Annotated in this window: 15 protein-coding genes; 6 read left to right on the forward strand and 9 right to left on the reverse strand. The window is 35.9% G+C overall.

Annotated elements, in window-relative coordinates; all coding sequences use genetic code 11:
- Positions 1 to 598: 598 nt before the first annotated feature.
- The 3 genes from ATE49_RS08235 to ATE49_RS08245 all read left to right on the forward strand — a co-directional run bounded on the left by ATE49_RS08235 (position 599) and on the right by ATE49_RS08245 (position 6,121).
- On the forward strand, positions 599 to 3,514 hold the full coding sequence (locus ATE49_RS08235) for a SusC/RagA family TonB-linked outer membrane protein (RefSeq protein ID WP_065081789.1): 2,916 nt from the start codon (positions 599 to 601) through the stop codon (positions 3,512 to 3,514).
- Positions 3,515 to 3,526: 12 nt separating this feature from the next.
- Positions 3,527 to 5,434: a SusD/RagB family nutrient-binding outer membrane lipoprotein gene (locus ATE49_RS08240; protein WP_065081790.1), complete on the forward strand. Its 1,908-nt coding sequence runs from the start codon at positions 3,527 to 3,529 to the stop codon at positions 5,432 to 5,434.
- A gap of 120 nt (positions 5,435 to 5,554) precedes the next feature.
- Positions 5,555 to 6,121 carry a hypothetical protein gene (locus ATE49_RS08245; RefSeq protein WP_059156639.1) on the forward strand — a complete coding sequence of 189 codons (567 nt, stop codon included), beginning with the start codon at positions 5,555 to 5,557 and terminating at the stop codon, positions 6,119 to 6,121.
- Between the two features lie 65 nt (positions 6,122 to 6,186).
- On the opposite strand, the gene dcp is transcribed toward ATE49_RS08245, so the two are convergent.
- On the reverse strand, positions 6,187 to 8,346 hold the full coding sequence (gene dcp / locus ATE49_RS08250) for a peptidyl-dipeptidase Dcp (RefSeq protein ID WP_065081791.1): 2,160 nt from the start codon (positions 8,344 to 8,346) through the stop codon (positions 6,187 to 6,189).
- 69 nt (positions 8,347 to 8,415) lie between these two features.
- On the opposite strand from dcp, the gene ATE49_RS08255 reads away from it, so the two are divergent.
- Complete coding sequence (locus ATE49_RS08255) at positions 8,416 to 9,216, forward strand: head GIN domain-containing protein (protein WP_065081792.1); 801 nt, start codon at positions 8,416 to 8,418, stop codon at positions 9,214 to 9,216.
- Here ATE49_RS08255 and ATE49_RS08260 read toward each other — a convergent pair.
- From ATE49_RS08260 to ATE49_RS08280, 5 genes are all read right to left on the reverse strand, one after another.
- On the reverse strand, positions 9,213 to 11,048 hold the full coding sequence (locus tag ATE49_RS08260; RefSeq protein WP_065081793.1) for a monovalent cation:proton antiporter-2 (CPA2) family protein: 1,836 nt from the start codon (positions 11,046 to 11,048) through the stop codon (positions 9,213 to 9,215). The genes ATE49_RS08255 and ATE49_RS08260 overlap by 4 nt on opposite strands.
- Positions 11,045 to 11,569 (reverse strand): NAD(P)H-dependent oxidoreductase, encoded by a 525-nt coding sequence (locus ATE49_RS08265; protein WP_065081794.1) that lies wholly within the window; start codon positions 11,567 to 11,569, stop codon positions 11,045 to 11,047. Before ATE49_RS08265 ends, ATE49_RS08260 begins: the two co-directional genes overlap by 4 nt.
- 76 nt (positions 11,570 to 11,645) lie before the next feature.
- The gene (locus tag ATE49_RS08270; protein ID WP_034866643.1) at positions 11,646 to 12,449 is read right to left on the reverse strand and encodes a TPM domain-containing protein; all 804 of its coding nucleotides are present in this window, start codon (positions 12,447 to 12,449) and stop codon (positions 11,646 to 11,648) included.
- Entirely contained in the window at positions 12,430 to 12,861 is a 432-nt protein-coding gene (locus ATE49_RS08275) for a TPM domain-containing protein (RefSeq protein ID WP_034866641.1), read from the reverse strand. The genes ATE49_RS08270 and ATE49_RS08275 overlap by 20 nt, the downstream gene beginning before the upstream one ends.
- Before the next feature lie 5 nt (positions 12,862 to 12,866).
- Positions 12,867 to 13,478 carry a LemA family protein gene (locus ATE49_RS08280; protein WP_059156632.1) on the reverse strand — a complete coding sequence of 204 codons (612 nt, stop codon included), beginning with the start codon at positions 13,476 to 13,478 and terminating at the stop codon, positions 12,867 to 12,869.
- Positions 13,479 to 13,558: 80 nt separating this feature from the next.
- Between ATE49_RS08280 and ATE49_RS08285 the strand changes: the two genes are divergently transcribed.
- Both ATE49_RS08285 and ATE49_RS08290 read left to right on the forward strand, forming a co-directional pair.
- Positions 13,559 to 14,083, forward strand: a complete 525-nt coding sequence (locus ATE49_RS08285) for a dihydrofolate reductase (protein WP_065081795.1) — start codon at positions 13,559 to 13,561, stop codon at positions 14,081 to 14,083.
- 44 nt (positions 14,084 to 14,127) lie between these two features.
- Complete coding sequence (locus ATE49_RS08290) at positions 14,128 to 14,694, forward strand: hypothetical protein (protein WP_034866636.1); 567 nt, start codon at positions 14,128 to 14,130, stop codon at positions 14,692 to 14,694.
- Positions 14,695 to 14,738: 44 nt separating this feature from the next.
- Here ATE49_RS08290 and ATE49_RS08295 read toward each other — a convergent pair whose 3' ends face one another.
- The 3 genes from ATE49_RS08295 to ATE49_RS08305 are packed head-to-tail and all read right to left on the reverse strand — an operon-like array spanning position 14,739 to position 16,845.
- Positions 14,739 to 15,371: a trimeric intracellular cation channel family protein gene (locus tag ATE49_RS08295; RefSeq protein ID WP_024568725.1), complete on the reverse strand. Its 633-nt coding sequence runs from the start codon at positions 15,369 to 15,371 to the stop codon at positions 14,739 to 14,741.
- 27 nt (positions 15,372 to 15,398) lie between these two features.
- Complete coding sequence (gene coaD, locus ATE49_RS08300) at positions 15,399 to 15,857, reverse strand: pantetheine-phosphate adenylyltransferase (RefSeq protein WP_009086358.1); 459 nt, start codon at positions 15,855 to 15,857, stop codon at positions 15,399 to 15,401.
- A gap of 4 nt (positions 15,858 to 15,861) precedes the next feature.
- Positions 15,862 to 16,845, reverse strand: coding sequence for a D-alanine--D-alanine ligase (locus ATE49_RS08305; protein WP_065081796.1), 984 nt, complete (start codon positions 16,843 to 16,845; stop codon positions 15,862 to 15,864).
- Positions 16,846 to 16,861 lie beyond the last annotated feature (16 nt).

Genomic DNA, 16,861 nt, shown 5'->3' on the forward strand with positions numbered 1-16,861 from the left:
TATACCTAACTACTAACCAATGAGAAAGGTTATAATGGTTATGTAAGTTATGCAGGTTATAAGAGTTACGGATGTGATAAAGTTATAATGGCTACAGAGGTTATAAGGCTTAGAGAGGAAAGTCCGTAAAGCTCTTAAGTCTATAACCTTGTGAACTTAATTATTCATTATTTTACCGAAGACACAATGACTACTTAAGCTATTTACCGAAAAGCTATAAAATTTATAAGAGCTTATAAATTAAATCCATCCTTTAAAGGATGGATTTTTTGTTTTATCACTATGTGTGTAATATTTTGGTAATTAAGCATTTATGGATTGTTTTATAAGAATTAAAAGCCTTGTAAATAACTGATAACTGGTGAATAATTTTTATAGGACTTACTTTGTTCATCTTAATAAATATTACTTTTATTTTATTTATTGTTATAGATAAAAAATCTGATAAAGCTATAAATACTTGTATATATAGTTAGTCTAAGTTCATTTTACTATTATAATACCATAACTTTTCCTTTTTTTAACTAAAAATTAATAAATGTTAATATTTTATTAATTTTTTTTTATATGTTTGCCTGAATTAAAATGACTATATGATATGAAAAAGGTTGTAATTAAACTTGGGCTATTACAAATGCCTTTGCTTCTGGCATCGGTAATGAGTTATGCACAAAAGAAAGATTCTCTTAAAACTTCAAGTATTGACGAAGTTGTAGTTACTGCTTATGGTATTAAAAAAGAGAAAAAGGCTTTAGGGTATGTTTACCAGGACATCAAAGGTAGCGATATTGTTGAAGCCAGAGAAGTAAATGTTACAGATGCGATGGTAGGTAAAGTAAGTGGTCTTCAGTTAGTGAAGTCTTCTACAGGACCTTCTGGTTCATCTAAAATCATTTTGAGAGGGTTTAACTCTCTTACAAATGATAACCAACCACTTATTGTAGTGGATGGTGTGCCAATGTCCAATTTTGCAGGTTCAAAGAACAATGACTTTTGGAATGCAGAACCAGATATGGGAAATGGATTGAGTGACCTAAACTCTGAGGATATTGAGAATATTACGGTACTAAAAGGTGGTGCAGCTTCAGCATTGTATGGTTCTCGTGCAGGTAATGGGGTCATTATGATTACAACCAAAAAAGGTAAGAGAAATAAAGGTGCGGGAATAACTTATTCTAATACATTAAGTATTGAAACGATGTTTGTCTATCCTAAAGTTCAACGTGATTTTTCGCAAGGAAATGATGGTAAATATGTAGCTGATTCAGGATTGAGTTGGGGTGAGAAGATTACAGGACAAACGATTGTAAATTGGGAAGGTAAACAAGAAACGTTGAAGTCCTATGATAATCTGAATGCATTCTTCAAACCCGGGATGACCGAAACTAACTCTATAACCTTTCAACAAGCGGTTGGAGATAATACAAGTATTTATTCTTCTCTTAGCTATCTTAATAGCTCGGCGATGATACCAAATTCCAAATACAATCGTTTGAATTTTATGTCAAGGGTCTCTACAAAATTTGGAGAAAATAAAAAATGGTCAAGTGATATCAAAATTCAGTATATGAATACTGTAGGAGAGAACAGACCAACTGGAGGACATGATAGTGGATATTATGGTGGCGTTTTAAGTCTTCCAACAACAATTGACCTTGGCAGTTTTAAAGAAGGTATGGATGTATTGGGCGCTAAAGCGAGATGGTATGTACCTAATACAGGTGCTAATCCGTATTGGTCGGTTTATAACCAACTAAATAAAGATGCCAGAAATAGATTCATGATTAATGCCAGTTTGAAATATGAATTTACAGACTGGATGAATGCAGAGGTAAAAGTAGGTTCTGATTTCTATAATACCAAGACTGAAGGAAAGACATATAGTGGTGGTCCAAGAGATAACTTCTATTCAACCGGACAGGATAAGTTTATGGAAAATAACTATATCGCCAGTCTTAATTTTAAAAAAGATAATCTATTTGGAAAATGGAGTGGTGCATTCTCAGTCTTCGGACAGATTATGACCAGCAGTTTCAATAGTAACCGTATGTCTGGAAAATTAGATGTTCCTGACTATTTTTCTGTAAAAAACTTCCTTGCCTATAATGCAGATCGTGTTAATGAAGATATTTCAAAAAAACAGATTAATTCAGTATTTGCAACAATGGATATAGATTATGATGGTTTCTGGTTTATCAATGCAACGGCTAGAAATGACTGGTCTTCTACGATGATTAGAGCCAATAGATCTTATTTTTATCCTTCTGTAAGTACCTCTTTGGTCATTACCGATATGTTTAAAAAACTTTGGGATAATTCAACACCTTTTGGTAAAGTAATTACTTTTGCCAAGATTAGAGGATCTTATGCAATCACAGGTAATTCATTGGATTCTAGACAGCTGTATAATGCTTATCGAATTGGCCATGATCCGTTAGGAAATCTAAATGCATCTCCTATTAGTAAAACATTATATAATCCATATGTAGTAAGTGAATTGCTAAAAACTTATGAATTTGGTGCTAACTTTAGATTCTTTAACCGCGTAGATTTGGATATTAACTATTACAATACTCATGCTACCAGACAGTTAATTGATCTGCCATTGAATGCATTATCTGGATATAAAGATAGAAAGATTAATGCGGGAGATATCCAGAATAAAGGAATAGAAGTAACGCTAGGTGCTGATATTCTTAGAAAACAGGATTTCAAGTGGAATATGAATGTCAATTTCTCTAAAAACAACAATAAAATTATTGATATAGCTGAAGGTGTTACGGCTTATCCTCTGATCGGTTTTGATAATTTAGCAGTTACAGCTAATCCGGGACAAAGATATGGAGTTTTGTATGGAACAAGATACAAAAGAGTACAAGATGTAAATAGTCCATTCTATGGAAAGAAGATCTTAGATGCAAATGGACTTCCTTTAGCGGATGACGGTCAATATGTTTTGGGAGATCAGACGCCGAGAGCACTTTTAGGATTTACCAACAGATTTAGTTATAAAAACCTGAGCTTATCATTCCAAATAGACGGAAGATTTGGAGGTCAGTTCTATTCAGGAACGATGAATACTTTAAAGGCAAATGGACTTGCTCAGGAAACCGTAGTGAACGGTGCTAGAGACAAATTTATAGTGGATGGTGTGGTTGCTGATGGTACCGGATACAAACAGAATACAACAGCAGTAACACCTCAAAACTATTGGTATGGTATTTCTACTAAAGGAAATTTAGGTATTAATGAAGAAAATATTTATGATGCAACTAACGTAAGATTAAGAAATGTACAGTTGACATATAGTCTTCCAAAATCATTATTTAAAGATTTGCCTTTACAGAGTGCAAAAGTTTCATTCTCTGTAAATAATGTTTGGATGATTTACAGCAAGGTGAAAGGAGTTGATCCTGAGGCATCTTATGCAATAAGTTCAAATGCTACAGGATTCGAATATCTTTCTTTTCCGAGTACAAGAAGTTATGTGTTTAATTTAACTCTAGGTTTCTAAAAAATTAAAAAAATGAAAAAGAATACAATTAAAATACTTTTATGTTCTGTTGCAATAGGCTTTTTTGTGTCGAGTTGTAACGATTTTGAAGACATCAATAAAGATCCTAATGCTGCAACCTCTGAACAGGTAATGCCGGAATATTTTCTGAATAATGCACTGGTTAATGCTCAAATGAATCCAGATACGGCCGAAAGAGCTTTTGTACTTTACTGGAAAACAGCAGGGAGACAACAATACACAACGGGTATTGCAGGAGGAACCTACAGTGATGACTGGACTACGAATTACTGGAATGATCTTTCAAGCTGGTTGCAAAGTGCTACATTGGCAATCACCGTAGGAGGAGAGAAAAAAGCGAATGGTACGGCTACTAATTATAATGATAATGTTATCCAGGTTTCAAGAATTTGGAGAGCTTATTTAATGAGCGAACTAACAGATAATTTTGGCTCAGCTCCTATAGATGCATTTAAGGGTGTCAATCCGGAATTCAATTCTCAAAAAGATGTCTATTATTTTATGCTGGCAGAGCTGAAAGATGCAGCAGCTAAAATAAATCCATCTATTACAGGAATGACGGATAAGACAAAGAATGTTGATATTGTTTACGGGATGGATTGGAATAAGTGGATAAAATATGCCAACTCCATGAGAATGAGATTAGCTATGCGTCTGTCAGAAGTAGATGCAGCTAAAGCAAAATCTGAATTTGAAGATGCTGCGAAAGACAGCAGATTTATTGCGACTTCTGCTGATAACCTTGCTGTAGCTGAAAAAGATGGTTGGGACGGACTAACGGGAGTAATGTCCAGATCTTGGAATGCTCAGATTATGTCTGAAACTTTGAACAACCTTATGTTAGGACTTGGGGGTGTGAAATCTCAGGATCAGTTACCTTCCTATTTACATGCATCTGTTAAAGCAGATAACTATATTGGATTGTCTTTCCCGGATTCTTTCCCTACAAAAACAAATGACCCATCTGTTGGATATTATTTAGATGGGTTACCAAATAAGATTGACCCGCGTGCTTATAAAAACTTCTATATTCCTGGAGATAAGCAAAGTGCAGAATTTGAACCTTGGTTTGAAACTTCAGATGATAATATGAAGAGAACTATGACTTATGCTGATGGTTCTACAGTTACATTAGATACTAAATATACATGGAGTACTTATCCTATTGGTGACTGGGGAGCTGCTTTATCCCGAAATGGAGCAAGAGGAAATGCTTCTTTTACGCCAGCTATAGCTAAACAGTATAGACATAGCACAAGTAAAAGAGTATTTTTTGGAAGCTGGGAAACTTATTTCCTGCTTGCAGAAGCTGCACTTAGAGGATGGTCTGTACCTATGGGTGACCAAGTAGCTTATGAAAGAGGTGTGAAAGAAAGTTTTGATTATAACAATGTTGGTCAGTTTTATGCTAGCTATATTAGCTCTACAGAATACAGCAGAGTTGGGACATCTGTAAGTTATTCACATACTACCGAGCCAGGAGCTACTCATACAATGGGGTATAAAGATGGAAAAACAGGAATTGCCGGTACAGCACAGATTAAGTATCCATCAAATACTATTTATAAAGGTGGTAGTGTAAATAATGATAAATTGACTAAGATTATTACTCAGAAATTCATTGCAAATACACCTTGGTTACCATTAGAAATATGGAATGATCAAAGAAGATTAGGTTTACCATTCTTTGAAAACCCTGCAGTAGAAAATCCGTTACCAAACTTACCGAATCTTAATTCATCTAATTACATGACTAACTCTGTGAAGAATTTCCCGCAGAGACTACCTTATCCAAGTGGATTTAGAAATAGTGATCCTAAAGGTTATGGACAAGCTGTTAGTTTGTTAGGAGGAGCAGACGCCGTATTAACACCATTATGGTGGGCTAAAAAACAGTAATTTTAATATTACTAAAAAATATACAAGGCTGTTTATTATTAAGCAGCCTTTTGTTTTTTATACTGTTTTAATTATGGCACACTACTTGTTTATTCACATCCAATTCTAAACATATTAAATATGAAAACTTATATCTCGGCTCTACTTTTAGCAGGAGCAACTTTAACGGCTGTTTCTTGCGACAGGAATAATGATACGCAAGTTGTAAACGATCAGGATACAATTGCTTTGGTAACTGAGACAACTGTTTCTTTTTCTAAAGGAAATGGATATCAGGTATCTGTTCCATTTCAGAAAAATATCCCGACAGGGGATAATGTATTTATTTACAGACTGGAAAATGTTTCAAACGGACAAAATGTTTGGCAGTTAATCCCAAGAACATATTATGCATTCAGTGCAGATGGAACAACCAGCAGACAAATTGATTTTGATTTCAATTTCCGTGTAAGTGGAGTAACATTCTTTGCCGGAGGTACTTTTAATAAGGATAATCCTGAAAGTTATGTAGCTCCTGTTTTACAAAATCAGAGATTCAGAGCTGTTATTGTACCAGGTAATATGTCTGCATCCGCACAAGCAAGTACTAAAGGAAATATTGGGACTTCACCTGTGAATTATCAAGACTATAATGCAGTAGTTAAATACTATAATATTAAAGAATCAGATATTCAGATCTTGAAATAGAAATCTGTGATATAGGATAAAGAAAAGAAATAAAAAGGCTCCCAATTTGGGAGCCTTTTCTTATTTTATTTTAATCCTCTGCCTTCTAGTAGAGGATCTATAGTTGGAGCTTTTTCATTAAACTCCTTGAAAGTTTTATTAAGATCAACACTGTTACCTACGGAAAGAATATATTTTCGGAAACGGTCTCCATTTTCACGGGTTAATCCACCATGTTTTTCAATCCAGTCATATGCATTGAAGTCTAACATTTCCGACCACATATACGCATAGTAACCTGATGCATATCCATTACTCCAAATGTGTAAAAAGTATGGAGAGTGATATCTCGTAGGAACCTCATTTACTAACAAACCATATTTTTTTAATGCCTCAGTTTCAAAATCATTTGCAGGCTTCAACTGGCTTTCAGATGTAATGCTATGCCAAGCCATATCTAATGTTGCAGCTGCTAATAATTCAGTTACAGCATAACCTTCGTTAAAGGTTTTAGATTTCTTTAGTTTGTCTACTAATTCCTGTGGGATAGGCTGTTTAGTCTGATAATGAACTGCATAATTTTTTAATACCGATGGTTCTAAAGCCCAGTGTTCGTTAATCTGAGAAGGAAATTCTACAAAGTCACGAGGTACATTGGTCCCGGATAGTGTTGTATATTTTTGATCAGCAAACATACCATGAATACTGTGCCCAAATTCGTGGAACATAGTTGTTACATCGTCATAGCTGATAAGTGAAGATTTTCCTGGAGCAGGTTTTTGGTAATTGAATACATTAACAATAACCGGTTTTTGTCCCAGTACATGAGACTGTTCCACAAAATTGCTCATCCATGCTCCTCCGTTTTTGTTATCACGCGTATAGAAATCCAAATAATAGATTGCAATAGATTTTCCGTCTCTGTCAAAGACTTCATAAGCTACAACATCCGGATGGTATACAGGAAGATCTTTTCTTTCTTTAAATTTTAATCCGTAAAGTTTTTCTGCTGCATAGAAAACTCCTTTTTCTAATACAGTAGTTACCTCAAAATACGGTTTGATCTGATTTTCATCCAAGTCGTATTTTGCTTTTCTTACCTGCTCAGCATAGAAATTCCAGTCCCAAGGTTCTAATTTGAACCCTCCGTTTTGTTTATCAATCAGTTGTTGTATCTCAGAAGCTTCTTCTTTTGCTTTTTTTACAGCAGGAGCTGCTAATTTTGCTAACAGATCCATTGCAGCTTCCGGCGTTTTAGCCATCTGATCCTGTAATGCCCACTCTGAGAAGCTTTTTTTGCCTAATAATTGTGCTTTTTTAAGTCTTAAGGCTGCAATTTTTTCTAAGGTAGCTCTTGTATCATTTTCATCACCTTTTTCTGCTCTTGTCCAGGCAGCTTTAAACAATTTTTCTCTTGTAGCTCTGTTTTTCAGATTTTGTAATAAAGGTTGCTGAGTAGTGTTTTGTAATGCTAAAAGATATTTTCTGTCCTGACCTGCATTTTTAGCATCCTGAGCTGCTGCTGCAATTTCATCCTGGGAAAGACCATCCAGTTCTTTAACATCGGATACAATAAGAGCACCTGCTTTTCTTGCTGCTAAAAGCTTATTGTTAAAAGCAGAAGAAAGTGTTGCTAGTTGTCCGTTGATTTGTTTTAGTTCTTGCTTTTTGGCATCAGAAAGATTAGCCCCGGCAATTTCAAATTTTTGTTCATATACTTCTACCAAACGTAGGCTTTCAGGATCCAGATTCAGACTGTTACGCTGATCATATACTTTTTTTACTCTGTTATAAAGCTTGGTGTTCAAGTAAATTTTATCGGCGTGTGCTGCAAATATCGGAGCGTACTCTTCATCTAATTTTTGTAGAGTAGGGTTAGTGTTGGCACTATTAAGATTAGAGAATACCAATATAGCTCTTGCGTAATCACGTCCACTGGTTTCTAAAGCCAGTATTGTATTTTTAAAAGTTGGAGCTTCACTGTTATTAGCAATGGCATCAATTTCTTTTAATTGTTCCTTAATACCATAATCGAATGCCGGCTTGAAATTTTCGTCTTTAATTTTATCAAATTCAGGCGCCTGATATTGTAAAGTACTCTTATGAAGCAAAGGATTCTGAGACGAAACAGAATTGTTAGTAACTTTGGATGTATTATGGCTTTGGTTCATTATTTTTTGTTGTTTAGATTGTCCTGTAGCAAATAATCCCAAAGAAATTAATGCTAAAGATGTAACTTTTCTCATAGTTCGGTTGTCTAATTATATATGTAGCGAAAGTTACGTATTTTTTAAGTTAACCTAAATCTGTATGATATGAAAAAATTAAGTATTCTGGCAATTGCCTTAGTTGTGTTCCAATCCTGTATTAAAGTGAAATCAGGGGAGGGTGCTGTAATAAGTTTTACTGATGTAAAAGGAACAGGTCCTGTTACAGATAAAACCTATTCCGGGGATTTTAATTCTATAGAAGTAAGCTCCGGACTGGATGCTGAGGTTATAAAATCAGGAACAGAAAAAGTAGTTATTTCTGCACCGTCAGACCTTCAGGATTTGATATTGGTAGAAAATAACGGTGGAGATTTACACATACATTATAAAAGTGGTTTCAGGATTAATTTGTCTACCAAAAATGTGAAAGTTAAGATTTTCGCTAAAGATTTTAGCAGTATCAAAGCCAATTCTTCTGCAGATGTTATTGTCAAAGATAAATTTACTCAGGATAAGATGACTATTTCTACAACCAGTAGCGGTAGTCTGGAAGGAGATTTTGAAGCAAATAGTATGGATATTAAATCCAACAGCAGTGGTTCTTATAAAGGAACTATCTGGGCTGTAAATGCAACACTTGGAGCATCTTCTTCCGGTGATATTATTGTAAAAGGGAAAGTAAAAGATTTTAGTGCAAGTGCATCTTCATCTGCAACAATTAATGCAAAAGATGTTCAGGCAGAGAAAGCTCGTGTAGAAGCATCCAGCTCAGGTGACGTTTTGGTTTCAGTGACTAAAGAAGCTAATGCCAGTGCCTCTTCCAGTGGAGATGTAGTTATCTATAGAAATGGGAACCCATCTATTAGCAAAAATGAGAGCAGCAGCGGAAGTGTAACAATCCGCTAACTTTCTATATCTACCCAGTGCTGGTCATCGAAAGATATATTATCATCTTTCAGTAATTCTGCTTCACGTTCCAGGGCTTCCTTGATGGTGAAGGTTGGGGATTCTTTTAATCTTTCTTTGGCCAGACGGCGTGTAGATAGTTTGTCAATAATTTCGAAACGGTGTCCTATCCTACGAGCTGCATATCGGCGCATGCCTGCAGCCTGAAGGATATCTACACCCATATTTACAGCTGTTCCTAATGTTTCGGGGTAAATATTCTCAACACCCTTGTTTAAAAAGTCGTAATTGTCAAGTCTATTTCTCGCGCGGACAAATATTTTAAGGTGTGGAAATTGTTTCCTTGCAATCTGGATAATTGTATAATTGTCTTCAGGGCTGTCAAGACATAAAACTAATATTTTAGCTTTTTCAGCACCAGCAACTCTTAGCAGTTCTGTTCGGGTAGCATCACCGTAAAAAACCTTCAATCCGTTATCTCTTAACATTCTTACTCTGTCCGAGTCATGATCCAGAATGGTAGCCTGAAAGCCATTGACTTTTAAAAGACGGCCTACAGTACTTCCAAAGTGGCCATATCCTACGATGATAATATTATTTTCACCAAACATTCCGTCATTTTTATGAGGATCATCACTCACTTTTACATTGAAATAAGGATCTATAAGTTTTTCATTAATTAATAGTAGTATCGGCGTAATACACATAGTGATGGCTACTACAGCCATCAACTGGGAATTAAGCTCCTCATTAATCAAATAAAGTTTGGTAGCAAAACTGAGGAGTACAAGTGCGAATTCTCCTACCTGAGACAGACCAAGAGACATTAACAGATTCTGCTCTATGCTCATTTTAAAGACCTTTCCGATACAAAAGAGCACTGCAAACTTTACAACTAATATGATAGCAACAACAGAAAATATAAACAAAGGATCATCCTTAATAACGTTAAAGTTAATGGTAGATCCTACGCTAACAAAGAATACAGCGAGTAAAAGGCCCCGAAATGGATTTATATTGCTTTCCAGTTCGTGTCTGAACTCGGAATTAGCAAGCATAACACCTGCTAAGAATGCTCCTAATGCAGGAGAAAGCCCGATTAATGTCATTAAATGTGAGACACCAACGACTAAAAATAAAGAAGTAGCAGTGAGAAGCTCATTCATTCCTGAAGAAGAAACGTAACGAAGAAAAGGCACAAAAATATAACGACCCAATATAATAAGGATCCCCACACCAATGAGTACAGAAAAGGGTTTCATCCAGTTGGGAAGCATGTTGATAAGTAATGCGGAATGATTCACCTGATCCATATCCGGATTAGCAATCCAGGGAAGAAAGGCTAAGATTGGAATAACTGCGATGTCCTGTAATAAAAGAATTGAGAAAGAAGCTTCACCTGCGGCAGTATTAAATAAATTTTTCTCCTTTAGTGTTTGTAGAACGATAGCAGTGGAAGATAAGGCGAAACACAATGCCATTGTAATAGCTATCTTATAATACCATCCGGTCCAGAAGAATATGAGAAATAAAAATGCTGTTGTCGCCAGCATCTGCATGCCTCCCAATCCAAGTATGGTCCGGCGCATCGACCAGAATTTTTTAGGCTCAAGTTCCAGACCTACAATAAACAGAAGCATAACGACACCAAATTCGGTGGCATGCATTACATCGTCTGCATTCCCTGTAAGCTTAAGCACAAAGGGGCCGATAATAATACCTCCTAATATATAGCCAATGACCGAGCTAAATCCCAATTTTCTTACAAGAGGAACCATGATGATAGCTGCTCCTAAAAATATAAGTGTATTGGTGAATATTTGTTCGCTCACGTGTTTAATGCTAATTTTCTGATGTTTTTACACTGATGATCCAATTCATGATCTGAAAGCTGATCCGAATTATAAATTATAATAATCTCCTCTACAGAGACAAGATTAATCTTTAGACTTTGGGTGAGTGTTTTAATATAATCTTCGGCCGGATTTCCATATATCCCGTCAGGTGTATAGGCATTCTGAGAACCTCCCGTAGTCAATACAATATAAGCTTTTTTTCCTTTTACAGGACTTGTGTCCGGACCGGACAGCCACTTCATATCAAAGACTTCATCTATCCATAACTTCAGTAAAGGAGGCATGCCGAACCAGATCATCGGAAAATGGAAAATAATGGTATCATATACCATCAATCTTTTTCTCTCTTTAAATGCTGCGATATTGAAATCGGGATACTCCTCATAAAGATCCCGGAAAGTAACATTCTCAATGTTCTGATATGCTTCAATAAGCCTGATGTTGGCTTTAGAATATTCAAAATAAGGATGAGCAAATATTACCAGCGTTTTGTCCAATGTTGTACATTTCTGGTAAATTTACTGAAAATCAGCTAGAAAAGCAATGGAGATTCAGCGGGAATTATAGTATTTATTACCAGCCACCACTGGCTCCGCCACCACCAAAAGAACCGCCGCCACCAAATCCACCGAATCCGCCACCACCGGAAGAACCACCACCAAAGGAGCCTCCGCCACCGCCGAATCCGCCAGGAAAGAATATACCACCAGGGAATATACTGCGACCTCTGCGGGAAAGTGTAACATCGTCATCGTCGTATCTTCCGCCACCACCTTTACCGCCTTGGTTCATGACGATAATAACAATGATAATGATGAAAATAAGAATAAGGAAAGAAGAAGAATTACCTCTTTTTTCTTCCGGAGCTTTTTTCTGGGGTTTAAATTTCCCCTGAACAGCTTCCATAATAGCGGAAGTACCCCTGTCTATACCATTATACCATTGCCCTTGCTTGAAAGAAGGTGTAACAAGATAATCCAGTATCTGTTTGGCTGTAGATGCTGTAATATATTGCTCTACGGCACGTCCTTGCTGTATGGACATCGTACGGTCCTCCGTAGCAATAAGAAAGACAACACCATTATTAACTCCTTTTTGTCCAATTTTCCAATTTTCGCCATAACGCGCAGCCAGATAGTTTACATCTTCGCCACTGGTATTTGGCAGAATAATGACTTCTATTTCTGTGGAAGTAGAATCAGCAAATTTTATAAGTTTATTGTTCAGCGCATCTTTTTCCTGCTGGGTAAGCAGGCCCACTTTATCATATACAGGATAAAGAATGTCCGGCTTTGGCAGAATGTTCTGAGCCGAAAGCAAGCTGTAGAAACCTATGAAAATATAGGTGAAAAATAACTTAAGAGAAGCTGATCTCATTAGGGAGTTCGTTTTTGTTTTCCTGATCTGCAGGAAAATGTTTTTTCAATTCTGTTCCAGTTTTTAAGAGAGCGTCTCTTAGTCCCTGGAAGTAGAGTTTTTGTGCAAATTTTTTGGTGATTTCATCATGAAGCTGATCCCAGAAGTGCTGCTGCACTTTTTCATGAATGCCTTTATCCCCAATAATTGTCAGATATTTTTGTTCAAAACTAATATAGAAAAGTACGGCATTGCGATGTTGCGTTTTTTGCATCTCCAGTTTATGAAATGCATCAATAGCTTCTTTTGCCAAATCCTTTTCGGAATGGGTATCAATATGGACACGTATTTCTCCGGAAGAATATTCTTCCGCTTTTTGAATGGCTTCCACAAGGGAAGCCATTTCTGTATTAGTTAAGAAGTCAGTCGTCATAATAATTATTCTCCTTTAAAAACATCCGGAGCTTTGCTAGCGCCAGCATCAGCCTTAAAGTATGGTTTTTCTTTAAAGTTGGTAAAATTAGCTACTACATTTGTAGGGAACTGATTTCTGTATGTATTGTATTCTTTAGCAGCATCGTTATAGTTAACAGTTTCCATTCTGATACTATTTTCTATAGCTGTGTATTCTGCTTGGAAGTTAATGTACTGCTGATCTGCTTTCAGGTTAGGATAAGATTCTACAACAGCCATTAAACGACTTAATGCTCCACTTAATTCTCCCTGAGCAGCTTGGAATTTTGCAATGTCAGCTTCTGTCATGTTAGTAGGATCTATTGTAACAGATGTTGCTTTAGAACGAGCCTCTACAACTTTTGTTAATGTTTCCTGTTCGAATTTGGAATAAGACTTTACTGTTCTTTCCAAATTAGGGATAAGGTTTGCTCGTTTTTGGTAAACAGTTTCGATATTGGACCATTTGCTCTGTACATTTTGGTCTTTGGTTACCAGTGAGTTGTATTTTCCTACACCCCAGAAACCGATAATCGCTACAATAACTATAAGTACAATGGCGATAACACCAGCACTCATACATCCTTTATTTTTCATAGTTTATCTTTTTAATGTTTAAAATTTGTTTCAATCAAAAATACAATTTTTGTGCTAAATTTGTAAAACAAACCTCAATAATGATAACAATAGTAGTTGCAGTAGGAAAAAATAACGAGATCGGAAAAGGAAATCAGCTGTTATGGCACCTTCCGAAAGATTTGAAACACTTCAAAGAAATTACAAACGGACATCCTGTCATCATGGGACGTAAAACCTATGACTCTATAGGAAAAGCTCTGCCTAACCGTACCAATATTGTTGTTACGAGAAAAACTGACTGGTTTGAAGAAGGTATTCTTATCGTAAATACATTGAAAGAAGCATTGAAACATGCTAAAAAGATTGACGAAAAAGTTTTCGTAATTGGCGGTGGTGATATTTATAAGCAATGTATGAAAGTTGCTGACAGTATCGAGCTAACGCGAGTGGACGGAACATTTGATGCAGATGTGTTCTTTCCGGAAATTAATGAAAAACAATGGCGGATTGTTCAGGAAGAATGTATTGAAAAAGATGATAAAAACGCATTTGATTTCTGTTTTCAGACTTTCGAAAGAATAAAAATAGAAGAGAAAGGAACACAGGTAAACGCATCTGAATAAATTTCCTGTTTAAAATTCTTATCTTTGCACTTCAAAATTTAAAGATGAATAAGTATATAAAATTTCTTATTGCTGGTTTATTAATCGCAGCCGGAATTTATCTGATGTTTAATAGGAACATAGGATGGGGAGTAGTTGTTGTTATTTTATCTGCAATACCAATTCTATTATTTTTTAAAAATGAATACATTCTGTTGGCTTTCTGGCAATTAAGAAAGCAGAACTTTGCCAAAGCAGCACAATGGCTTTCAAATATTAAAAACTATCAGTCTCAGCTTCATAAAAGTCAGTATGGTTACTTCCACTATTTAACCGGACTAACTACAGCGCAGGATAATCCGGCAAAATTAGAGCCTTACATGAAAAAAGCATTGGAATATGGCTTGAATATGAAACATGACCGGGCACTGGCAACTCTTAATCTTGCAGCAGCTGCAATGCAAAAAGGCAGGAAGCAGGAAGCCAAAATCCTTATGGATGAGGCAAAAAGATTAGATACATCAGATATGATGGGAGATCAGATCAAGATGATGAGAGAGCAATTGAAGATGCCAAATATGCAGAAACACATGCATAACCCGCATATGCGCCAAAGAGGAAAATACTTCTAAAAATATAAAGCCACTTTTCAGTGGCTTTTTTTATTGATTTAATTTTACATTTCAGAATTTTCTTTTCCGACATAAAACTTAGGCATTTCCCAATGATATTTTACTGCCAGAGTTCGTATGGCTACAATTAACAAAATGGTCAAAACCTGTACAAACGAATAGGTAAGGGTTGTGAATTTTGCTAGCAATAGGAATACTGAGCCTCCTATAATACATGCTGTTGCATAGATTTCTTTACGGAAGATTAATGGAATTTTATTCAGAAGAATATCCCGGATAATACCACCGAAGCATCCTGTAATTGTACCTAAAACAATGCATATCATGGGATGAAGGTTCGCATTGAGTCCTTTCTGAAGTCCTATAATAGTGAAAAGGCCAAGTCCAAAGGAGTCGAAAATGAAGAGTGTCACCTGAAAATTCTTTTCAATAGATTTAAAAATCATTGAAAAAATAGCGGTAATGAATATTACAGAACACATAGTAAGATCGTGCATCCAAAAAACAGGAACGTCTAATAATAGATCCCGAACTGTACCACCTCCTACAGATGTAATAAATGCAATAATAACGACGCCAAAAGGATCGAACCTCCTTTGCATTGCAGCAAAAGATCCTGACATGGCAAAGGAAATTGTCCCGAGAATTTCGATAACGAAATTGAGTTGTTCATGCATATATTACCTATTACTCATTTTTTATTTCTAAACTCTTACAGCATTAGGAACTAATAGCTCATATTCTCCGCCGTGGGTAATAATTTCGCGGACAATACTGCTGCTAATGAATGATTTTCCAGAAGAAGTCAGCAGAAATACTGTTTCCAGTTTTTTATGAGCTAATGTTCTGTTGGTATGGGCAATTGCTTTTTCAAACTCAAAATCAGCAGGATTTCTTAATCCGCGAATAATATACTGAGCATTTTTCTCAAAACAATAATCAACAGTTAGCCCTTCGAAGAAATCAACTTCTACATTAGGGAATTCAGCAACTGAATTCTGAATAAATTCCATCCTTTTTTCAGGAGAGAACATATACTTCTTCTGTGAATTCTGGCCAATGGCAATAATCAGTTTGTCGAAAAGAGGCGCTGCTCTTTCAATAATATCGTAATGACCTAATGTTATCGGATCAAAAGATCCCGGAAATACGGCTATTTTCATGATTTTATTTTTTTTCGAAGGCTTTTTCTACTTCATTTCCACATAAATCTTTAATGGAAATACCATATATTTTTGCCTGTTGAGGTAAGATACTGGCTGGTGAAAACCCTGGATTTGTATTCATTTCCAACATGTATGGTGTACCATCCATAATAATAAATTCACTTCTAGAGAAACCACTCATTCCCAATGAATCATAAGCTCTCTTGGAAATTTCTTCTACTTTTAATCTGGTAGCATCATCTAGTCTTGCGGGAGTAATTTCTTCTGAGGCACCGTTGTACTTTGCTTCGTAATCGAAAAATTCATTTTTCGGGACAATCTCGGTAATTCCCAGAACAATTGTTTCTCCTTTATAATCTAATACACCAACCGAAACTTCTGTTCCGTTAAGGAAACTCTCTATTAAGATCTCATCATCTTCTTTAAATGCGATTTCAATAGCATTCTGAAGTTCTGAGGCCTCTTTTACTTTTGAAATTCCCAATGATGATCCTGATTGGTTAGGTTTTACAAAAAGAGGTAAGCCCAGTGTACTGATGATCTCATCATGATTAATATTTTCTCCCCTTCGGATGTAAATACTTTTTGCAGAAGGGATTCCGTATTTTGACAATACAGCAAGTGTATCTTTTTTGTTAAAGGTTAGTGCACTTTGGTAAAAGTTGCATCCTGTATACTTTTGTCCAACCGCATCCCAGTATGCCTGTAATATTCCATTTTCTCCCGGAGTACCGTGGATAATATTGAAGCATACATCAAATTTTAGTTGTTCTCCATTTAGATCAACAGAAAAGTCGCCTTTATTGATTGGAAATTTTTCGTTGTTATCAGTAATTAGAAACCATCCGTCTTTCAGGATGTGAACTTTATAGACATTGTACAGGTCTCTGTCTAGTTCATCAAAAATAAGCTGTCCGCTTTTCAGGGATACTACATATTCGTCGGAATAGCCGCCCATTACTACGGCCACATTTTTTTTTGCCATTCGATTAAATAAAAAG

The organism is Elizabethkingia miricola (assembly GCF_001675285.1).
GTDB classification, from domain to species: Bacteria; Bacteroidota; Bacteroidia; order Flavobacteriales; family Weeksellaceae; genus Elizabethkingia; species Elizabethkingia miricola.